This is a genomic window from Chryseobacterium sp. Mn2064 (assembly GCF_049319685.1).
Taxonomy (GTDB): domain Bacteria; phylum Bacteroidota; class Bacteroidia; order Flavobacteriales; family Weeksellaceae; genus Chryseobacterium.
Map to the genome: position 1 here is coordinate 512,401 of NZ_JBMOUE010000003.1, position 17,641 is coordinate 530,041.

The following is a 17,641-nucleotide window of genomic DNA, read 5'->3' on the forward strand; positions in this document are numbered from 1 at the left end:
AAGTTTTTAAAGAATCTGATTTATTTCAAATGTGAAATAAAAGCTACTTCCGGAAATTCATATAGTATTATTGTTTTCAACATACAGGCAAAAAATTAAAATAATGATAGATACTGTAGAATACAGTGTTTATTCTTTTAAATACCGTTGCAATTCAGGATTTGTCTTTTCCTTTTCGTAACTTAATCCGCACAAAATATAAACGGTATTACAAAAAAATACATCAATGTACGACACTAATATCCAAAAAGAATGGTTCACGGAAGGAGAACGTTACGCAAAAGACGTTAATGAAATGGTTGAATTCGGTGAAAAAAATGGTTGGGAAAACTGGAAAGGTAAAGAACCCGAAGACAAAAGAGAAAAATTGGCAAAAGAAGTTTTTGAGCTTCTTAAAACCGCCAATAAAAATGAAGATACAGAAACTTTCAGAATGTATTTTCCTCCGGCTCACACTCCGATGATTCCATTAATGGAAAGCAAATCTCAAAGCATTGAGCATCTTCACTTTATTGATGATCAAAAAATTGTTTTTCTTACCGGAACATCTTACGAAAAAAGATATGCTTACCTTCTTGATGGTAACAAGATTACCAAACTTGACGAAGAGATTCGAGCTATTGGAAAATCTAAACAAGGCAACATATTTGCGGTAGCAGATTCTCAAAAAGTAACTTTATATAAAGGATGGAACGGCGATATCATTAACGAAATCAAACTTGACGAAAACCCTGATTTTACCATTACGCAACTTCTGCCATTCAATGATGGAAGCAAAGTTGTGATTGTTTCTTCAAATGGAATTTTTCTTCTTTCAAACAAGGACCAAAAGCTCATCCATCCCCTCAACGAAGACAACGAGGAAGACTGGAGTTCACAAATTGACATGGAAAACGCAACGTTGTCCAACGACAATTCTTATATCGTAGTTGGAGACCAATGTTACGATCATAGAATATTGGATCATGAAGGAAATACTATAGGTTCTATTGGGCCACAATCTTCTTATCCACATTTCTGTCTATTTGCCAAAGACGACAGCCAGCTGATCACCAATTCCTGCCATTTCTACAATGGTGTTACTATTGGTATTTTATCAGATCAGTATGCAGGAGCAGATATTGAAGCTTATACAGAATCTGATGATTTCACTTACATTAATGAAGAAATGAGAGTGTATACAGGAGTGGCTGCTAAGGATTATTATATTCTGGGAGATGCTTATGGCTACATCAAAGCTTTTGACAAAAATGGAAACACGCTCTGGAGACACTTTCTAGGTTCTACCATCAGCGGAATGGCAATTTCTGATGATGAAAAAACGCTTTGGGTAGCAGCTTGTTCAGGCTTTTTACACAAACTAACACTTGGAAAAGGACACAGAGATACTCATACTATAGGAAACGGAAACCATTATGAAGAATTCAGATTGGTGATCTGGAAAAATGAAGCCCAAATCTGGAAATGGTAGCATAGACTATACAATATCAATAATAGGTAGCGAAATATGACTCAGGAAGAAATCATTAAACAGTTTACAAACCTATCAGAAGGAAAGCTAACGGGTCCAGAATGGCTGAGTTGGTTTAATGATTATACTGATGATATAGAAAAATTATGTGGAAGAAGAGCTTTTCTTGCCGTAAAACCTAAGGAAAGTCTTAGTGATATCAGAAACTTATACATTGGTCAGTTGGGAGCTTTTGAATGGCTTCAATCCAAAAAAGTAGAGACCTATTTATCTGATCTTTACAAAAAAGGTTGGGAACAAGAATTTGAAGAGTTTTGCAGACAGGAAAAACAAAAAGAAAAGGAACTTCAGAAAACTGTGGAAGAAAAATTCGGGTATCTGAAAACGGTTTATCCTAAGTTTTTCAAACAGTTAACCCGATCTTACAGCAATTCAGACCATATTGAAAAAGGCGTAGAAGGAGAAACCATTAAGAAAAAAGAACAAGACCTTTCTATAACATTCTCCGATGAAATCATCATTTTCTATCAAAGCATTTCAAAACTACAAATGGAAGGAATAGCAATAGATTTTGCAGAATTAAGCACTGAAACAATACAAAATAAGAACTATCTCTTCATGGGAGAATTCTGGTTGCATGGAGATGGGGATCATGTATTATACAATACTGAAAACCAAAATGTATACGTTCTCGCTCACGAAAACAATCCTCCTAAAATGATTAAAATCAGTAATTCACTACATGATCTGGTAGAGAAAAAGATCGTTACTTATTTAAAGGAAAACGAATAGGAAAACTACTATTTATGATCTCAAAAGCATATATCCACGAATATGGTAATAGGAAACTAGAACCGGAACATCAGGATGTGATAGATATTCTGGAAAGCAGAAATATTCCGTTTGAACTTTTTACAGATAAAAAAATTACCCGCAATCAGATAAGTGTTGACAATAATACTTTGATTGTGGGAAATCACTTCGTCTTTTCCTCTATTTTCAAAAAATATAAAATAGAAGTTCCTTCAAATTGCTATCCAAAAAGCTTACAGAAATATCTTCACAGGAACATTCGGGAAAACACTATACGTGAACTTGCTTTAACCCTTAATGAAGATTTTCCACCTATTTTTGTAAAGCCACGCTCAAGAACCAAACTTTTTACCGGATTTACCATAGCATCATCACTTGACGCATATCGTCTGATGGAATTTCCTAAAAATACAGAACTTTATATTGCTCCTATTGTCGATTGGAAATCGGAATACAGGGTTTTCGTCAACAATTCAAAAATTGTAGGAATAAAAAAATACAGTGGAGAAGAGCATTACTCACTGAATATGAATGTTGTTGAAAAGGCAATCCATGATTTAGAAAATTCCGATGAGAAAACTCAGGGATATGGAATTGATTTTGGAATATTATCCACAGGCGAAACCGCATTGGTAGAATGGAATGATGGTTATGCTTTAGGATCTTATGGACTGGATAAAGGAATATACACCGATTTATTACTCACAAGATGGGCAGAAATTCTCAATCAATTATTTCCCTATGAAACCTAAATATTATCACTGGCATTATAAATAGGAAAAATATCTTCTTCAATTCAAAAAACTTCCCGAAATTAGCAATCTGTGCGTTAAATATGATTCAATGAAATAACAATTTAAATTAAAACATACAGTAAAACTTAGTATAAGTTTTCTTCGGGGCGGGGTGCAATTCCCTACCGGCGGTTACAGTCCGCGACTCCTTTCTCCGGAAAGGACTGATCTGGTGAAATTCCGGAACCGACAGTTAAAGTCTGGATGGGAGAAGAAAATGAGATGATCAATAAGAGTCCTTATGGGTTCTTGTTGTGTCGTATTTCATTTCCATGTACCGAAGACTATTTTAACTTTTAAAAGTAAAATAACATGGAAAAATTATTAGAACAATTTGGAGCGACCTCCAAAGAACGTGTAGAAAAAGCACTTTCAACATTACAACAGGGAAAAGGTATTCTTTTAGTAGATGATGAAAATCGTGAAAACGAAGGAGACATCATCTTTCCCGCTTCCACTATTACAGAACAGGACATGGCACTTTTAATTCGTGAATGCAGCGGTATTGTCTGTTTATGCATTTCTGAGGAAAAAAGTAAACACCTCAACCTACGTCCAATGGTCGAAACCAATAATTCGAAAAATCAAACTGCATTTACCATTTCTATAGAAGCAAAAGAAGGCGTAGAATCTGGTGTTTCTGCAAAAGACAGAGTAACAACCATCAGAACAGCTATTGCAGCAAACGCACAAGCCGCACATATTGCAAGTCCGGGGCACGTTTTCCCTTTGATAGCCAGAAAAGAAGGTGTTTTTGCAAGACGCGGTCATACAGAGGGCAGTGTAGACCTTGTAAAAATGGCCAACCTAGGGGACGATGCTGTACTTTGCGAACTGACCAATGAAGACGGTTCCATGGCAAGACTTCCGGAAATTGTAGACTTCGCTATTAAAAAAGGAATGAGTGTAGTGACCATTGAAGATATCTACGCTTATCGCAAAATGATCATGAGCAACTAAACCTCTATCTATTTGACGCACAGAGCCGGCGGCTGATTTCATCAGCCGCCGGCTTCATTATAAATATTTGATGAAAAAACTGCTTAAATAAAAAAATATAATCAAGTTTTTATTTAACTTTAATAAAAAATTGGCCATGAAAAAATCTATACTCTTTTTGTTGGGAACTTCAATGATGTTTTCAGCTCAGATTACGCTTACCAAAGCATCGAATGATCCTATTATAGGAGATATTGTTAACAACAATCTGGTTATCGGTATTGTAGATAATACAGTATCTGGAGCAAATGTTACATTTAATAACACAGCTTTAACATTGGGAACAGCATCACAAGTTACTTACTCCACTCCCATTTCTACAGAAATCACAACATTTCCGGGATCCAATCTTAAAATGGTAGATGGAACTACAACAATTTATTATAAAACATCAGCTACAAAACTTGAAATTACAGGAATTGTAAATCCTCAGGCTACTTTAAACTTTAATGTAGATAACGGAACTTACATGAACTATCCTACAACATATGGACCCGCTCAAACCGATACTGCAAAAGGAACTTTTTCGTCTTCTGTTGCGAATGGTCTTTTCAGCGGAACAATGGCAACGCAGGCTGACGGATATGGGACACTTCTTATAGGAAGCCAGGTTTACAACAATGTTCTTAGGGTAAAATATACGCAGACATTCAATTTATATGCATCTTTTGATATCACCTATTCCAACGCAATAGGAACGGCTACCAATACAGCATATGCCTATTATGATGCTTCTCACAGATATGCCCTATTAAGTTCTACAAGTGCCAATATCAGCGTTCCTTTGTTAAGTATCAACCAGTCTACCTCAAGCGCAGCAGCTTTATCGGCAGCTTTCTTAGCAGTTGATAAAGTATCCAAAAAAGAAAACCTATCCATTTACCCAAATCCGGCACAGGATTTTATTGGATTTAAAGGAAATACAGATTCTTATTCCAAAGCAAATATTTACAGTTTGGATGGAAAACTGGTTAAGACATCTGATATAAAATCAGGAAACATACAGATTTCGGATCTTCCTCCTGCATCTTATTTCATTGAAATCAGTGGAAAAAAAGCAGAAGACAGTCAAAATATAAAATTCATCAAGAAATAAAAAATAAAATCCCTGCCCGTAACAATGAGCAGGGATTTTTTATTAAAACTCAATACTTATAGCTGCTTAGCCCTTTTGACTATTTAATATTTCCTGTATTTCCAGGCTCTTTTAGTAAAAAAGTCAACAGTACCATCACCCGGATACATCATAAAAGTGAATTTATTTTTCTGTTAATTTAATTCATTATGTTAAATTCAGCCCGTTTTTTGCTGGTACTTTTTTACCACAAAATATTAACATCATGAAAAAAGCAGCCCTATTACTTCCCTATTTTCTGTTTTCCGCGGTCAGCGCACAGGAAATTGAAAATAATTCGTCGGAAAAGATGAATATTGTTAAAACGAATGTTACCGCTTATGCTTTCAGAAACATCAACCTTTCCTATGAAAGAGCATTTACTCAGTGGTTTTCATTAAATATTGGTTTTGGAACAATGCCGGAAGGAAAAGTTCCTTTCATCAATGCTTTTTTGAAAGACGAAGATGAAAAAAGATTTCAGAATCTTAGGGTGAAAGCGACCAATTTTACCGTTGAACCCAGGTTCTATATAGGAAAGGGATATGGAAAAGGATTTTATTTCGCACCCTATTACCGATACTCAGATCTTTCATCCAATACATTTGATTTCTATTACGATTATAATGGTCCCGATGGAAATACCTATCAGATTCCTTTAAAAGGAGGCGGAAGCGCCAAAGGAAATAGTGGAGGACTCATGGTCGGGGTACAGTTTTTCCTGACAAGAAGTCAAAATCTCGTTCTTGATTTCTGGATTGCCGGTGCTCACTATGGTGGTGGAAAAGGAGATTTCAGCATGACTTCCGATTATGTTCTCACTCCCGATATGCAGGCACAACTCAAAAAAGAGATCGAAAACTTGGATATTCCGTTTGTGAAATACACCGTAGAAACAAATGCCAATGGAGCCAGAATAAAAGTGGACGGCCCGTGGGCAGGCTTCAGAAGCGGACTTTCTCTAGGATATAGGTTCTAAAATTTTACACCCACATACTTAAACCGTTCTTTTTAAGAACGGTTTATTCTTTTTCCGATTTTTGTATCTTGGCTTCGTTTATTAAAAAACTTTTCTGAAAAAATAATGATATGAACTCTACTTCCATCACAACGGCACAAAGAATTAAAGCCATCATAGGTGGTTCCATCGGAAATCTTGTGGAATGGTACGACTGGTATGCCTATGCTGCTTTTGCCATTTATTTTTCTCATTCATTCTTTCCTGATTCAGACCTCAATGCACAACTGATGAACACCGCCGGTATATTTGCTGTAGGTTTTCTGATGAGACCAATTGGCGGATGGATGTTTGGAAGTATTGCAGATAAAATCGGAAGAAAAAGAGCCATGACGCTTTCTGTACTATTAATGTCGTTCGGTTCTCTTCTTATTGCTCTTACTCCCACTTACAAAACCATTGGAATTCTAGCTCCGGCATTGCTTTTACTTGCAAGATTGCTTCAGGGATTAAGCGTTGGAGGAGAATATGGAGTTTCCGCAACCTACCTCAGCGAAATGGCAACACAAGACCGAAGAGGATTTTATTCAAGTTTTCAATATGTAACGTTAATTGGAGGACAGCTTATCGCTTTAGGAATCCAGCTTATTTTGCAAAAATTATTATTAACAGAACATCAGCTGGAAGAATGGGGCTGGAGAATTCCATTTGTGATTGGTGCTATGCTTTCGATCATCGCATTATATCTGCGGGCTAATCTTCACGAGACGGAAGCTTTCGAAAATAAAAAAGTGATCAGTGAAAAGAAAAAAGGAACCGTAAAAGAACTCCTTAAGCATCCAAAAGCACTGCTTACTGTTGTAGGATTAACGCTAGGAGGAACCTTGGCATTCTACACCTATACCACCTACATGCAGAAATTTTTAGTCAATACCGTAAAGCTTACTAAAGAAGAATCTACCTTGATATCGTTTATCTCTTTATTCATATTTGCCTGCTTGCAGCCTGTATTTGGAGCCTTGTCAGATAGAATTGGAAGAAGACCTCTTCTTTTAGGTTTTGGAATTCTGGGAACTTTATGTACTGTTCCTCTTCTTACTGCATTAAGCACCACAACTTCAATGTTGAGTGCTTTTCTCCTGATTATGGCCGCTCTGATTATTGTAAGCGGTTATACTTCCATCAACGCTGTAGTAAAAGCAGAACTTTTCCCTTCTGAAATAAGAGCTCTCGGAGTGGGACTTCCCTATGCCATTACGGTAGCGATCTTTGGAGGAACAGCCGAATATATTGCGCTTTGGTTCAAAAAAATAGGCTCAGAGGAATATTTCTACTGGTATATCACAGGATGCATCCTTTTCTCCCTGATTGTGTATATCGGAATGAAAGATACCAAGAACTCCTCTACACTGGATAAAGATTAATATAAAATCATAAAAACCGTGCGCCGAAGATTCTCTTCGGCGCACGTTCTATTTTTAGTGATAAGCTTGCTTAAATTTTTCTATGATAGTGTCCAGATTATGACGTTGGACATACACACTTTTTACCTCCTCATACCTTGGCGATTTGTAGAAAACCTCGTGGAAATCCATACTGCCATTTCCTACTTTTACGACCTTCTGTACTTCGATATTCAACTTTCTCAATTCGTCTTTAAAGACTTTAAATTCATCTTGGATACTGCTACTCATTAATATTTTTGGATTTTAATTAAAAAACTGTTTTTACCATTGAGCCCCCTGTCTATTTTAGGGGTTGCCTCTCAAATTCCGAATAAAGTTACTAAATTTATTGACACAACATAACAGTTTATCAATATTTTACTATATTTTTTACAAATAATCAGAATATTTTATTCCATTGGTACATATTCCGTATTTTTACCTGAACGATCAATTGTAATAACCTCATAAAAAACATGACTATCAAAGTATTTTTCTCTTTATTCTTCTTCATTGGATTCACTTTCCTACAGGCCCAGAAACTAAAATTCAAGGCTCCTGATTATTCTTTAATTGAAAAAAATATTCAGGATAAAAACTCAGAATTCTATTATCCGAAGCTTTTAAAAAGATTACAACAAAATGATACTATTCTTACAAACGATGAATATCGACATCTTTACTTCGGTTATATATTTCAAAAAAGCTATAGTCCTTACAAAATAAGTAAGAAAGCAGAGGAAATGACCAAATATTACCGTGGAGAAGGAATCACGGAAAAAGATTTGCCAAAAGGAATTCAGCTGTTTAAAGAAGCACTCGAAGAAAATCCGCTCGACATTCGTGCCATGAATTACCTTGCTTATATGTATCACCTCACAAATGATGAGACCACAGCTAAAAAAATTGCTGAAAACTTTCGTGGATTATTGGAAGCCATCCTTTCTTCGGGAGATGGCTTAACGTGTGAAACCGGGTTTCATGTCATTTCAGTGACCGATGAATATGTCATGATGAACAGATTTCAGATGGAACCCATATCTCAAAGCTATAAGGGACAATGTGATTATCAGAAGTTTGAAAAAGACAAATATACAGTTCCAGGCCTGTACTTTAATGTCAGTAAATTTTATGGGAAAATAGTAGACTGATCTGCTTTTTTGCACAAAAATTATAATCCAATATCTTACTCTCTATAATATATTCTGACAGCTACCGTAATTCTGAAACACCCTATTCAAATAATACCGATGTAATAATATCCTAAACACAGAGATTCCAGAGAAGGAAATTTTTTTTTCAAAAAAAGTAAAATGAGTTGTAACATTTTAAAGAGGTTCGTCTCTAAAAGACAAATAAACCTTAAAACTTTAGAAATCATGAAAAAATTAACATTCCTTCTTATCATCATGTTATTCTTTTTAGCAGTATGTAATATATTCGGGCAGACAAAAACCTATCCTTTTGAAGTAAAGAAAACCGGAAAAGGTAAACAGTCTTTAATTTTCATCCCGGGATTTGCTTCTTCCGGAGAGGTATGGAACGAAACCGCTGCAAAGTTTGAAAAAAATTTCACCTGTTATACCTTAACGATGGCAGGATTTGCCGGGGTAAAACCTGAAGCCAATCCCAGCTTCACAAACTGGGAAAACGAAATCGCCGCTTACATCAAAAACAATAAAATTGAAAAACCTGTAGTGATAGGACACAGCATGGGCGGAGGACTGGCGTTGGCTATTGCCGCAGATTATCCTGACCTTGTAGCAAAAATCATTATTGTAGATACTTTACCTTGCCTCGCAGCCCTTTCTGATGCTAATTTTAAGGCCAAAGAAAATAATGACTGTACTCCTATGATTAATAAACTGACAGCAATGACCGATGAACAGTTCCGCCAAATGCAGACGCACGCTATCCCAAGCCTTCTTGGAGATACTTCTATGCAGGAAACGGTAATCGGATGGAGCATGAAATCTGACCGAAATACATTTGCTAAAATATACTGTGATTTTTCCAATACAGATCTCCGAGACAAAATAAAAAATATACAATGTCCATCTCTTATTCTGCTGGAATCTTTTTTTGCTAATATGAAGCCTGCTATTGAAGCTCAATACAAAAACTTAAAGAACCCCAATATGCAGTACGCTTCAAAAGGATTACACTTCATCATGTACGACGATAAAGATTGGTATTTCAACCAGCTTACTAACTTTTTATCTGCGAAATAATGGCTTTCGAAGAGATATATGAACTCTACTGGCAGAAAATATTCCGTTTGTGTATGGGATATGTGAATAATTCGGAACTGGCACAGGATCTGGCGCAGGAAACCTTTATCATTGTTTGGCAGCAGCTTCCAAAGTTCAGAAACGAATCCAGCGTGGGAACATGGATTTTCAGAATCGCTTCCAACCATTGTCTCCGCCAAATTGAAAGAGAAAAGAAATTCGCCAAAACAGATCTTCCCATGAATCTGGAAGAAAAGAAACAGGAATCTTTGGAACCTCAAATTCAAATGCTTTATCAGTTTATTTCTGAACTTCCTGAAACCGACAGAATTATTATTTCATTGGAACTGGAAGAAGTAAAACAGGCTGAAATAGCTCACATTGTAGGCCTCTCAGAATCGAATATACGGGTAAAGATTCACAGAATAAAAGAAAAATTAACGCAAAAGTTTAAAGAAAATGGATTCTAATATCGACTTCAAAAATATCTGGAAACAGCAGACTTCCAACAAACCCAACTTGGAAGAGCTCCTCGGAAAACTTAAAAAATTCAGAAATGAAAATCTGCGTAAGCTGATCTGTTCCAACCTTTCATTGATAGCCACTTCCCTGTTTATTGCTTTCATATGGTATTACTATCAGCCTCAGATGATCAGTACCAAACTGGGAATTGTTCTGGTTATTCTGGCCATGATTATTTTCCTGACTGCCTATAACAGATTGTTCATGACATTTTATAAAATAGACAGCACACAATCCAACCAAGAGTATCTACAAAGTTTATATATGGTAAAAAACAAGCAGAAATTGATGCAAACTACGATGATGAATCTTTATTTCATCATGTTGTCTCTGGGAATATGTCTTTATTTATATGAATATACTTCGCTTATGACCCTTTTTTCAGCTTGCTTGGCTTATGGAATCACTTTATTATGGATCGCCTTCAACTGGTTTTATCTGAGACCCAAAACAATAAAAAAACAGGAAAGTAAACTTGATGCATTAATAAGTAAATTTGAAGAAATAAATAATCAATTAAAAGAATAATGAGCTCTTCAGATCACAAAAACCATTGGGAAAATGTATATGAAACCAAAAATCCTGATCAGGTAAGCTGGACGCAGAAAAAGCCTCAAACATCACTCGATTTCATCCACGCATGCGGACTTGGGAAAGAGGCAAAAATTATCGATATCGGTTGCGGAGACAGCAATCTTGTTGATTTTCTTCTCGAAGAAGGATATGAAAATATTACCGTACTTGATATTTCTGCCAAAGCATTGGAAAAAGCACAACAAAGACTTGGAACCTTAGCCGGTAAAGTAAAATGGATAGCCACCGATATTACCGCTTTCGAACCTATGGAAACCTATGATATCTGGCACGACAGAGCCGCTTTTCATTTCCTTACAACACCAGAGCAGATTTCAAAATATATTGATATTGCGACAAAGAATGTAAATCATTTCATGATCCTCGGAACCTTTTCCAAAAACGGACCTACAAAATGCAGCGGATTGGATATTCAGCAATATGATGAAACCTCATTATCCGAAACCTTTGAAAAAAGCTTTGAAAAAGTACAATGTATTACCGAAGATCACACCACCCCTTTTGAAACCATTCAGAACTTTGTATTCTGCCGTTTTAGAAAGAAATAGAAAAACATGATAAAAGCAGCAAATCATTAACACACCAAAAAGTGTCTACAAAATCTTATCAGGTAATTACTGAAAAAAAAGAATGGCTTAGAGAAAAGTATCAACTGTTATTCTCTAAGCCATTTTATATTTTACACTATTTTTTGGGAATTCCCCTCTTACAAACTAAGATTCTTTTTCCTCCTCCATCTCCACTTCATGACGAAGCTGGGCTTTGTAAAGAGTTGCATAATAGCCATCCTGATCAAGAAGATCTAAGTGCTTGCCCTCTTCCACAATTTTACCATGCTCCATGACAATAATTTTATCTGCTTTCTCAATGGTTGAAAGTCGGTGGGCAATGATGATGGAAGTTCTGTTTTTGGTAATTTTTTCTGTAGCTTTCTGAATCAGCTTTTCACTCTCATGGTCGATAGAAGATGTGGCTTCATCCAGAATTAAAATTTTAGGATCAGAAAGATACGCTCTCAGGAAAGACAACAGCTGCCTCTGGCCTAAAGAAATGGAAGATCCTCTTTCGCTTACAATATAATCATACCCTCCCGGAAGCTGCTCAATAAAATCATCTACTTCAATTTCTCTGGCCCCTGCTCTAATTTTTTCCAAAGTAATACTTTCATCTCCAAAAGCAAGGTTCTCGAAAATGCTTCCGTGGAAAAGAAAAACATCCTGCAAAACCACCCCAATATGACTTCTCAGATTATACAATTCATAATCTTTCAAATTCACATCATCGATAAGAATATTTCCTGAATTGATTTCATAAAGTCGGGTAATCAAACTGATGATCGTAGACTTTCCGGCTCCTGTTGCACCTACAATCGCAACAGTTTCTCCAGGATTTACTTTAAAGTCAATTCCTTTTAAAACTTCCTGCTTTTCATCGTATGCAAAATGTACTTTTTCGAATTCGATTTTACCGGCAAAGTGATCTTTTTTCACTGTTCCCGTATTCGACATAGAATTATCTTCATCCATTATTCCCAGTACTCTTTCAGCTCCTACAATACCCCTCTGGATATTATTGAAACGGTCTGCAATCTGTCTCAAAGGACGAATCAGCATCGAAATATACTGTATAAAAGCAATGACAACTCCTGCACTGATGGTAATATATCCTCCATAGAAAAGAATAAAACCAATAAACAGAGAAGAAATAAGTTCTACCACCGGAAAGAAGAGTGAGAAGATAAAAACCGTTCTCAGCAAAGCTCCTTTCAGGGTAATATTGATATCGTCAAATTTCTTGAATTCCGCTTCTTGTCTGTTAAACACCTGTATGATAGGCATCCCTGCCAGCCTTTCCTGTACAAAAGAGTTTTGATTGGCGGTCCAGGTTCTTTCGTCTCCAAATGCTTTTTTAAGTCTTTTCTGGAAAAATCTTGTGATCACCACCATCAAAGGAAGAATCGCCAATGTGATGTAACTTAAATGAACATTCGTACTGAACATCATGATCAATACGAAGAGAATTCTCAGAATATCTCCGAAAACCATCAAAAATCCATCTGTATAAACCGTAGCAATGGTTTCTACATCTCCCACCGCACGGGTTACCAGCTGTCCGATAGGTGTTTTATCAAAAAAGGAGGTTTTAAAATAAATAAGTTTCGCATACAGCCTTTCTCTGATGTCTCGGATAACGTTCTGCGAAATAAAGTTTGAAAAATAAACCAGAAAAAAGTTTAAAACAGTTTCTGCAAACACCAACCCTACCAGGATATAAATATGCTTCATCATTAAAGCTTTATCCTGAAGTTTGGTAATATCATTATCTACCACCTGCATCGTCAGATAAGGCCTGTAAGTAGAAACAATAGAAAGTATTACGGAAATTATCAGAGTAAGAATGAACCAAGAACGGAATTTCATTCCGATAAAGAACAGTCTTTTTATAATTCCCCAGGTATCTTGTTTTTTCATTGTACGAATCGAAGAAAAGAATTAAAATAAAATTCTATGCAAAAATAAGACTTTATAACCGGACTGCCTTTACAACTTTTACAAATCGTTATAGAAAATTTCAGATACCTGTCATTTACAGAATGAATATCTTTCCACTGCTTAGATGCTGTATTCCGGCCCGTTAAGAGATGATGAGACGCATTAAGCAGGATTTTCCTACCCAACAATTTTATCATTAATCAAAACAACTCTGTTTAAGACCTACACAACATCTCCGGAGGTTTAAAACAATAGTGAAACAAACTTCCGGAGGACTCCGTTGGTTTAAAACAAGGTTGTTTGTGACTTCCGGAGGACTCCGGAAGTCTCCTGCAAGTTGCGGGAAACCTCCGGAGTTCTCCGGTGATTTGTTTTAAGCCTGTTTGTAACCACAGGACTTTTTTACTGCTTCTAAAATTAAGGGCTGTTATTTCTCAGAATTCAAATTCGTATCCTACATCCACAAGATACAGTCCGTGTCCCGGTGCCGAGGTTCCGGCTGCATTTCGGTTTTTATCTTCAATCACTTTACGAAGATCTTCCGGCTTCAGTTTTCCTGTCCCTATTTCCACCATTGTCCCTACAATGGCGCGGACCATATTTCTGAGAAAACGGTTGGCGGAAACAGTGAACTTCAATTCCGTTCCGTTCTGTTCCCATTCTGCTTTATACATTTTGCAGATATTGGTTTTGTTATCGGTTTTGAGTTTGGCAAAGCTGGTAAAATCCTCATATTCGAAGAGAATCTTACAAGCTTCGTTCATTTTTTCAATATCCAGCGGTCTTTTCCAGTGCTGCCAGGCAGATTCCTGGGTAAACGGATTCTTCGTTAATGAAATATAATATTCGTACGTTCTGTAAGTGGCATCAAAACGGGCATGAAAATCATCCTTCACCTGGAAGATTCTTTCAATAGAAATATCGGGTGGCAAAAAACTGTTCAGCCTTCGGGGAAGTTCAGGAGTCAATTCCTGTTCTGTATCAAAGTGAGCGAATATTTTTTTGGCGTGAACTCCTGTATCGGTTCTTCCTGCTCCTGTTGTTTTAATGTCTTCCCGTAAGATGGTGGAAAGTGCTTTTTCCAGCTCTTCTTGTACAGAAATGGCATCCGGCTGTATCTGATAGCCGAAATAATTCTTCCCGTTGTAAGAAAATTCAATAAAGTATCTCAATTGTATAGTAATAACTCCACAAAAATACTGTAATTTAACGAAATATTTATTGAAAAGTCTTTGAGAATGTTGTTCCAAATGCTTCTGAAAATTCCTATTTTTGCAATCGTATGAAAAGATGGTACCTTTATCCTTTTTCCCTCGGTTATCATTTGGTAACGGGTATCCGGAACACGATGTATGATCTGGGAATTTTTAAGTCGACAAAATTCAAAACACCGATAATCAATGTCGGAAACCTTTCTGTGGGCGGCAGCGGAAAATCGCCTATGGTGATGTATCTCGCTCAGTTTTTATCCAAACATTACAGAACGGGGGTTTTATCCCGTGGATATGGAAGACTCACCAAAGGGTATGAAGTCACCAATTACGACAGCAACTACAAAATAGTAGGTGATGAAGCGATGCAGCTTTTTGAACGTTTCAAAAACCGTTTTGTCATTGCCGTTTCCGAAGAACGTGTTCCCGGAGCCAAAAAAGTAATTGATGATATGGACCTGGGAGTTTTGGTATTGGATGATGCCTTTCAGCACAGAGCGATAAAAGCAGGTTTCAATATTCTGATGACCGACTTCAACGATCCGTTTTTCAAAGACTATATTCTTCCTGCCGGAGATCTGAGAGAATCGAGAGCAGGTTATAAAAGAGCTGATATTATTATGGTCAGCAAATGTCCTGATGAACTGACGGAAGAAACCAAAAGATATTATATTTCAAGAATAAGACCTTCATACGGGCAGAAAGTATTCTTCTCCTCTATTGGCTACGACGAAAATGTATACGGAAAAGATAAGATCCTTCCTGATAACAACCTGAACTATTATGATATTCTTCTCATTACAGGAATTGCTAATCCGAAACCGCTTCTGGAACATCTGGCGAAATTCTCGAAAAGGGTAAAACATTTAAAGTTCAGAGATCATCATAATTTCACGGATGATGATATTAAAAAAATCGTTGCCGAGTACAAAAAATTAGGAGAATATAAGCTGATATTAACCACAGAGAAAGATTACGTACGTCTGAAAACTTTTGACTATCTTAGAGAAATTGTTTACTACTGGCCTATCAATGTTGTCATTGATAAGAAAGAAGAATTCAATCAAATCATCTTAGATTATGTTAAAAAAAATTAAAGAGACCGCTGATTTTATCAAAAATATCATTCAGGAAACTCCTGATTTTGCAGTCGTTTTAGGATCAGGACTGGGTAAGTTACAGCATGAGGTAGAACCGATCCATGTTTTAGAATACGAAGAGATTCCCCATTTTCCACAAACAACAGTTGCCGGACATACCGGAAAGCTTATTTATGGAATTTTAGAAGGAAAAAAAGTACTGATGATGAGTGGCCGTTTTCATTATTATGAAGGACATTCTATGGAAACAGTAACTTTCCCTGTAAGAGTGTTTCATCTGCTGGGAATTAAAAACCTCATCCTCTCCAACGCTTGTGGCGGAGTAAACCAGGCTTACAGTGTTGCAGATATCGTTATCTTAAAAGATCACATCAATATGATGCCTGAGCACCCGCTTCGGGGAAAGAATATTGACGAACTCGGACCACGTTTTGTGGATATGAGTGAACCTTACAATAAAAAAATGATCAGCACTGCTGAACAGGTTGCTTCAGAAAATAATATTAAAATTCATCAGGGAGTATACGTTGCCCTTCAGGGTCCCACCTTTGAAACTCCTGCAGAGTATGGAATGATCAAAGCCATTGGTGGAGATATGGTAGGCATGAGCACCGTTCCTGAAGTCATTGTTGCCAAACATATGGGAATGGATGTATTCTGCATGTCTGTGATTACAGATCTTGGTGGTCCTGATATTGCTTTCGCTGTTTCTCACGAAGAAGTTCTGGATGCAGCTAATAAAGCAATGCCTAACGTCATTACTGTTGTAAAAGGCTTGATAAAAAAGTATCAGTAAAATTTAAGATCCAAAATTCATAGAATTTTTCAATGGATTAATTTTCCTACTCTCCAATTCCAATTCATTGTTTAGCTTTGTATAAATGAAATTGTACGAAATGAGAAAGTTGTTATTAATGTTTATGATCGGTATTTTTGGAATCAGTTATTCACAAAAAGTACCTGCAGTTCTTAAAACCGGTTTTTCCAAAGAAGCTTTACAGCAGAAACTTGAAGATGAAGACGGAAAAGCGATTACCATTCAACAGATCCTTGATCAGCATAAAGGAAAAGTTTTATTAATTGATTTTTGGGCCGGATGGTGCAGAGACTGTCTTCAGGCCTTTCCAAAAGCTGAAATATTAGAAAAAAACAATCCTAATATAGATTTTGTATTCCTTTCCCTGGAAAGATCTAAAGAAGGTTTTGATAAAAGCCTTGTAAGATTCAATATGAAAGACAAAGAGAACTATTGGTTTGCTTCAGGATGGAAAAACGATTTCAACAATTATATTGACCTGAACTGGATTCCGAGATATATGATTATTGATCAGAAATCCGGTATCGCAAAATACTATGCTATTGCTCCGGACGACCCGGAAATTCAGCAAACGATAGACAAGCTTTTACAATAATTATCCATTCCATTTACACCATGATCACGAGAGAAGCCACAAAAGAAGACCTACAGGTTCTTCTAGCATTTGAACAGGGAATTGTTTCGGCAGAAAGACCTTTCAACAGCACCCTTATTGATGGAGAAATTCATTATTATGATCTGAATGAGTTTATTGATTCTCCGGATGCTATTTTAATCGTTGCAGAGGAAAATGATGAAATTGTAGGCTCAGGATATGCGTTGATAAAAAAGTCAGAGAAGGAGTATAATAATTTTAAAAATTATGCTTATCTGGGATTTATGTATGTAAAACCCGAATACCGAGGAAAAGGAATCAACAGAATAATTACTGATGAACTCCTCCATTGGTCCAAAACCAAAGGTGTTTCAGAAGTAAGACTGGATGTATATGCTCAGAATGAATCTGCTATAAAAGCTTATGAAAAAGCAGGTTTTGAACCTTTCCTTCTTACCATGAGACTGAAATAGTAACGAAAAATA

The 17,641-nt window shown here is 36.5% G+C and carries 19 protein-coding genes and 1 riboswitch; of the genes, 16 read left to right on the plus strand and 3 right to left on the minus strand.

Translation table 11 applies throughout. The annotated features are described in order from the left end of the window. The first annotated feature begins 226 nt into the window (after positions 1 to 226). The 7 genes from ACL9RH_RS14840 to ACL9RH_RS14870 all read left to right on the plus strand — a co-directional run bounded on the left by ACL9RH_RS14840 (position 227) and on the right by ACL9RH_RS14870 (position 7,573). A complete protein-coding gene (locus ACL9RH_RS14840; protein ID WP_422694143.1) occupies positions 227 to 1,471 on the plus strand; it encodes a hypothetical protein in 1,245 nt (414 codons plus the stop codon). Positions 1,472 to 1,507: 36 nt separating this feature from the next. Next, a complete protein-coding gene (locus tag ACL9RH_RS14845; RefSeq protein WP_422694144.1) occupies positions 1,508 to 2,263 on the plus strand; it encodes a hypothetical protein in 756 nt (251 codons plus the stop codon). 14 nt (positions 2,264 to 2,277) lie between these two features. Beyond that, the gene (locus tag ACL9RH_RS14850; protein ID WP_422694145.1) at positions 2,278 to 3,036 is read left to right on the plus strand and encodes an ATP-grasp domain-containing protein; all 759 of its coding nucleotides are present in this window, start codon (positions 2,278 to 2,280) and stop codon (positions 3,034 to 3,036) included. Between the two features lie 136 nt (positions 3,037 to 3,172). Beyond that, a riboswitch (FMN riboswitch) is annotated at positions 3,173 to 3,298 on the plus strand. Between the two features lie 92 nt (positions 3,299 to 3,390). Beyond that, on the plus strand, positions 3,391 to 4,038 hold the full coding sequence (gene ribB, locus ACL9RH_RS14855; protein ID WP_422694146.1) for a 3,4-dihydroxy-2-butanone-4-phosphate synthase: 648 nt from the start codon (positions 3,391 to 3,393) through the stop codon (positions 4,036 to 4,038). A 136-nt stretch (positions 4,039 to 4,174) separates the two neighbouring features. Then, positions 4,175 to 5,173 carry a T9SS type A sorting domain-containing protein gene (locus ACL9RH_RS14860; RefSeq protein ID WP_422694147.1) on the plus strand — a complete coding sequence of 333 codons (999 nt, stop codon included), beginning with the start codon at positions 4,175 to 4,177 and terminating at the stop codon, positions 5,171 to 5,173. A gap of 244 nt (positions 5,174 to 5,417) precedes the next feature. Beyond that, positions 5,418 to 6,170 carry a DUF3575 domain-containing protein gene (locus ACL9RH_RS14865; RefSeq protein ID WP_422694148.1) on the plus strand — a complete coding sequence of 251 codons (753 nt, stop codon included), beginning with the start codon at positions 5,418 to 5,420 and terminating at the stop codon, positions 6,168 to 6,170. 110 nt (positions 6,171 to 6,280) lie between these two features. Further along, positions 6,281 to 7,573 carry an MFS transporter gene (locus ACL9RH_RS14870; protein ID WP_422694149.1) on the plus strand — a complete coding sequence of 431 codons (1,293 nt, stop codon included), beginning with the start codon at positions 6,281 to 6,283 and terminating at the stop codon, positions 7,571 to 7,573. Between the two features lie 54 nt (positions 7,574 to 7,627). Here ACL9RH_RS14870 and ACL9RH_RS14875 read toward each other — a convergent pair whose 3' ends face one another. Beyond that, positions 7,628 to 7,843 carry a hypothetical protein gene (locus ACL9RH_RS14875; protein ID WP_422694150.1) on the minus strand — a complete coding sequence of 72 codons (216 nt, stop codon included), beginning with the start codon at positions 7,841 to 7,843 and terminating at the stop codon, positions 7,628 to 7,630. A gap of 227 nt (positions 7,844 to 8,070) precedes the next feature. Between ACL9RH_RS14875 and ACL9RH_RS14880 the strand changes: the two genes are divergently transcribed. The 5 genes from ACL9RH_RS14880 (at position 8,071) to ACL9RH_RS14900 (ending at position 11,489) form a co-directional block, all read left to right on the plus strand. Next, entirely contained in the window at positions 8,071 to 8,745 is a 675-nt protein-coding gene (locus tag ACL9RH_RS14880; RefSeq protein ID WP_422694151.1) for a DUF4919 domain-containing protein, read from the plus strand. Between the two features lie 228 nt (positions 8,746 to 8,973). Next, entirely contained in the window at positions 8,974 to 9,825 is an 852-nt protein-coding gene (locus tag ACL9RH_RS14885; protein ID WP_422694152.1) for an alpha/beta fold hydrolase, read from the plus strand. Next, positions 9,825 to 10,295, plus strand: coding sequence for an RNA polymerase sigma factor (locus ACL9RH_RS14890; RefSeq protein WP_422694153.1), 471 nt, complete (start codon positions 9,825 to 9,827; stop codon positions 10,293 to 10,295). The genes ACL9RH_RS14885 and ACL9RH_RS14890 overlap by 1 nt, the downstream gene beginning before the upstream one ends. After that, the gene (locus ACL9RH_RS14895; protein WP_422694154.1) at positions 10,285 to 10,875 is read left to right on the plus strand and encodes a hypothetical protein; all 591 of its coding nucleotides are present in this window, start codon (positions 10,285 to 10,287) and stop codon (positions 10,873 to 10,875) included. Before ACL9RH_RS14890 ends, ACL9RH_RS14895 begins: the two co-directional genes overlap by 11 nt. Next, positions 10,875 to 11,489 (plus strand): class I SAM-dependent methyltransferase, encoded by a 615-nt coding sequence (locus ACL9RH_RS14900; protein ID WP_422694155.1) that lies wholly within the window; start codon positions 10,875 to 10,877, stop codon positions 11,487 to 11,489. Before ACL9RH_RS14895 ends, ACL9RH_RS14900 begins: the two co-directional genes overlap by 1 nt. A gap of 165 nt (positions 11,490 to 11,654) precedes the next feature. Here ACL9RH_RS14900 and ACL9RH_RS14905 read toward each other — a convergent pair whose 3' ends face one another. Beyond that, complete coding sequence (locus ACL9RH_RS14905; RefSeq protein ID WP_422694156.1) at positions 11,655 to 13,412, minus strand: ABC transporter ATP-binding protein; 1,758 nt, start codon at positions 13,410 to 13,412, stop codon at positions 11,655 to 11,657. A 455-nt stretch (positions 13,413 to 13,867) separates the two neighbouring features. After that, positions 13,868 to 14,605, minus strand: a complete 738-nt coding sequence (gene truA, locus ACL9RH_RS14910; RefSeq protein WP_422694157.1) for a tRNA pseudouridine(38-40) synthase TruA — start codon at positions 14,603 to 14,605, stop codon at positions 13,868 to 13,870. 110 nt (positions 14,606 to 14,715) lie between these two features. Here truA and lpxK point away from each other — a divergent pair, with 110 nt between their 5' ends. From lpxK to ACL9RH_RS14930, 4 genes are all read left to right on the plus strand, one after another. After that, the gene (gene lpxK, locus ACL9RH_RS14915; RefSeq protein ID WP_422694158.1) at positions 14,716 to 15,741 is read left to right on the plus strand and encodes a tetraacyldisaccharide 4'-kinase; all 1,026 of its coding nucleotides are present in this window, start codon (positions 14,716 to 14,718) and stop codon (positions 15,739 to 15,741) included. Beyond that, complete coding sequence (locus ACL9RH_RS14920; protein ID WP_422694159.1) at positions 15,725 to 16,540, plus strand: purine-nucleoside phosphorylase; 816 nt, start codon at positions 15,725 to 15,727, stop codon at positions 16,538 to 16,540. Before lpxK ends, ACL9RH_RS14920 begins: the two co-directional genes overlap by 17 nt. Positions 16,541 to 16,640: 100 nt before the next feature. Next, complete coding sequence (locus ACL9RH_RS14925) at positions 16,641 to 17,156, plus strand: TlpA family protein disulfide reductase (RefSeq protein WP_422694160.1); 516 nt, start codon at positions 16,641 to 16,643, stop codon at positions 17,154 to 17,156. A gap of 20 nt (positions 17,157 to 17,176) precedes the next feature. Further along, positions 17,177 to 17,629 carry a GNAT family N-acetyltransferase gene (locus ACL9RH_RS14930; RefSeq protein WP_422694161.1) on the plus strand — a complete coding sequence of 151 codons (453 nt, stop codon included), beginning with the start codon at positions 17,177 to 17,179 and terminating at the stop codon, positions 17,627 to 17,629. The last annotated feature ends 12 nt before the right edge of the window (positions 17,630 to 17,641 follow it).

What these genes read in the sequence shown, in the direction of transcription:
- ACL9RH_RS14840 (WP_422694143.1), top strand. Translation starts at nt 227, where the DNA reads ATGTACGACACTAATATCCAAAAAGAATGGTTCACGGAAGGAGAACGT.
- ACL9RH_RS14845 (WP_422694144.1), top strand. Translation starts at nt 1,508, where the DNA reads ATGACTCAGGAAGAAATCATTAAACAGTTTACAAACCTATCAGAAGGA.
- ACL9RH_RS14850 (WP_422694145.1), top strand. Translation starts at nt 2,278, where the DNA reads ATGATCTCAAAAGCATATATCCACGAATATGGTAATAGGAAACTAGAA.
- ribB (WP_422694146.1), top strand. Translation starts at nt 3,391, where the DNA reads ATGGAAAAATTATTAGAACAATTTGGAGCGACCTCCAAAGAACGTGTA.
- ACL9RH_RS14860 (WP_422694147.1), top strand. Translation starts at nt 4,175, where the DNA reads ATGAAAAAATCTATACTCTTTTTGTTGGGAACTTCAATGATGTTTTCA.
- ACL9RH_RS14865 (WP_422694148.1), top strand. Translation starts at nt 5,418, where the DNA reads ATGAAAAAAGCAGCCCTATTACTTCCCTATTTTCTGTTTTCCGCGGTC.
- ACL9RH_RS14870 (WP_422694149.1), top strand. Translation starts at nt 6,281, where the DNA reads ATGAACTCTACTTCCATCACAACGGCACAAAGAATTAAAGCCATCATA.
- ACL9RH_RS14875 (WP_422694150.1), bottom strand. Translation starts at nt 7,843, where the DNA reads ATGAGTAGCAGTATCCAAGATGAATTTAAAGTCTTTAAAGACGAATTG.
- ACL9RH_RS14880 (WP_422694151.1), top strand. Translation starts at nt 8,071, where the DNA reads ATGACTATCAAAGTATTTTTCTCTTTATTCTTCTTCATTGGATTCACT.
- ACL9RH_RS14885 (WP_422694152.1), top strand. Translation starts at nt 8,974, where the DNA reads ATGAAAAAATTAACATTCCTTCTTATCATCATGTTATTCTTTTTAGCA.
- ACL9RH_RS14890 (WP_422694153.1), top strand. Translation starts at nt 9,825, where the DNA reads ATGGCTTTCGAAGAGATATATGAACTCTACTGGCAGAAAATATTCCGT.
- ACL9RH_RS14895 (WP_422694154.1), top strand. Translation starts at nt 10,285, where the DNA reads ATGGATTCTAATATCGACTTCAAAAATATCTGGAAACAGCAGACTTCC.
- ACL9RH_RS14900 (WP_422694155.1), top strand. Translation starts at nt 10,875, where the DNA reads ATGAGCTCTTCAGATCACAAAAACCATTGGGAAAATGTATATGAAACC.
- ACL9RH_RS14905 (WP_422694156.1), bottom strand. Translation starts at nt 13,412, where the DNA reads ATGAAAAAACAAGATACCTGGGGAATTATAAAAAGACTGTTCTTTATC.
- lpxK (WP_422694158.1), top strand. Translation starts at nt 14,716, where the DNA reads ATGAAAAGATGGTACCTTTATCCTTTTTCCCTCGGTTATCATTTGGTA.
- ACL9RH_RS14920 (WP_422694159.1), top strand. Translation starts at nt 15,725, where the DNA reads ATGTTAAAAAAAATTAAAGAGACCGCTGATTTTATCAAAAATATCATT.
- ACL9RH_RS14925 (WP_422694160.1), top strand. Translation starts at nt 16,641, where the DNA reads ATGAGAAAGTTGTTATTAATGTTTATGATCGGTATTTTTGGAATCAGT.
- ACL9RH_RS14930 (WP_422694161.1), top strand. Translation starts at nt 17,177, where the DNA reads ATGATCACGAGAGAAGCCACAAAAGAAGACCTACAGGTTCTTCTAGCA.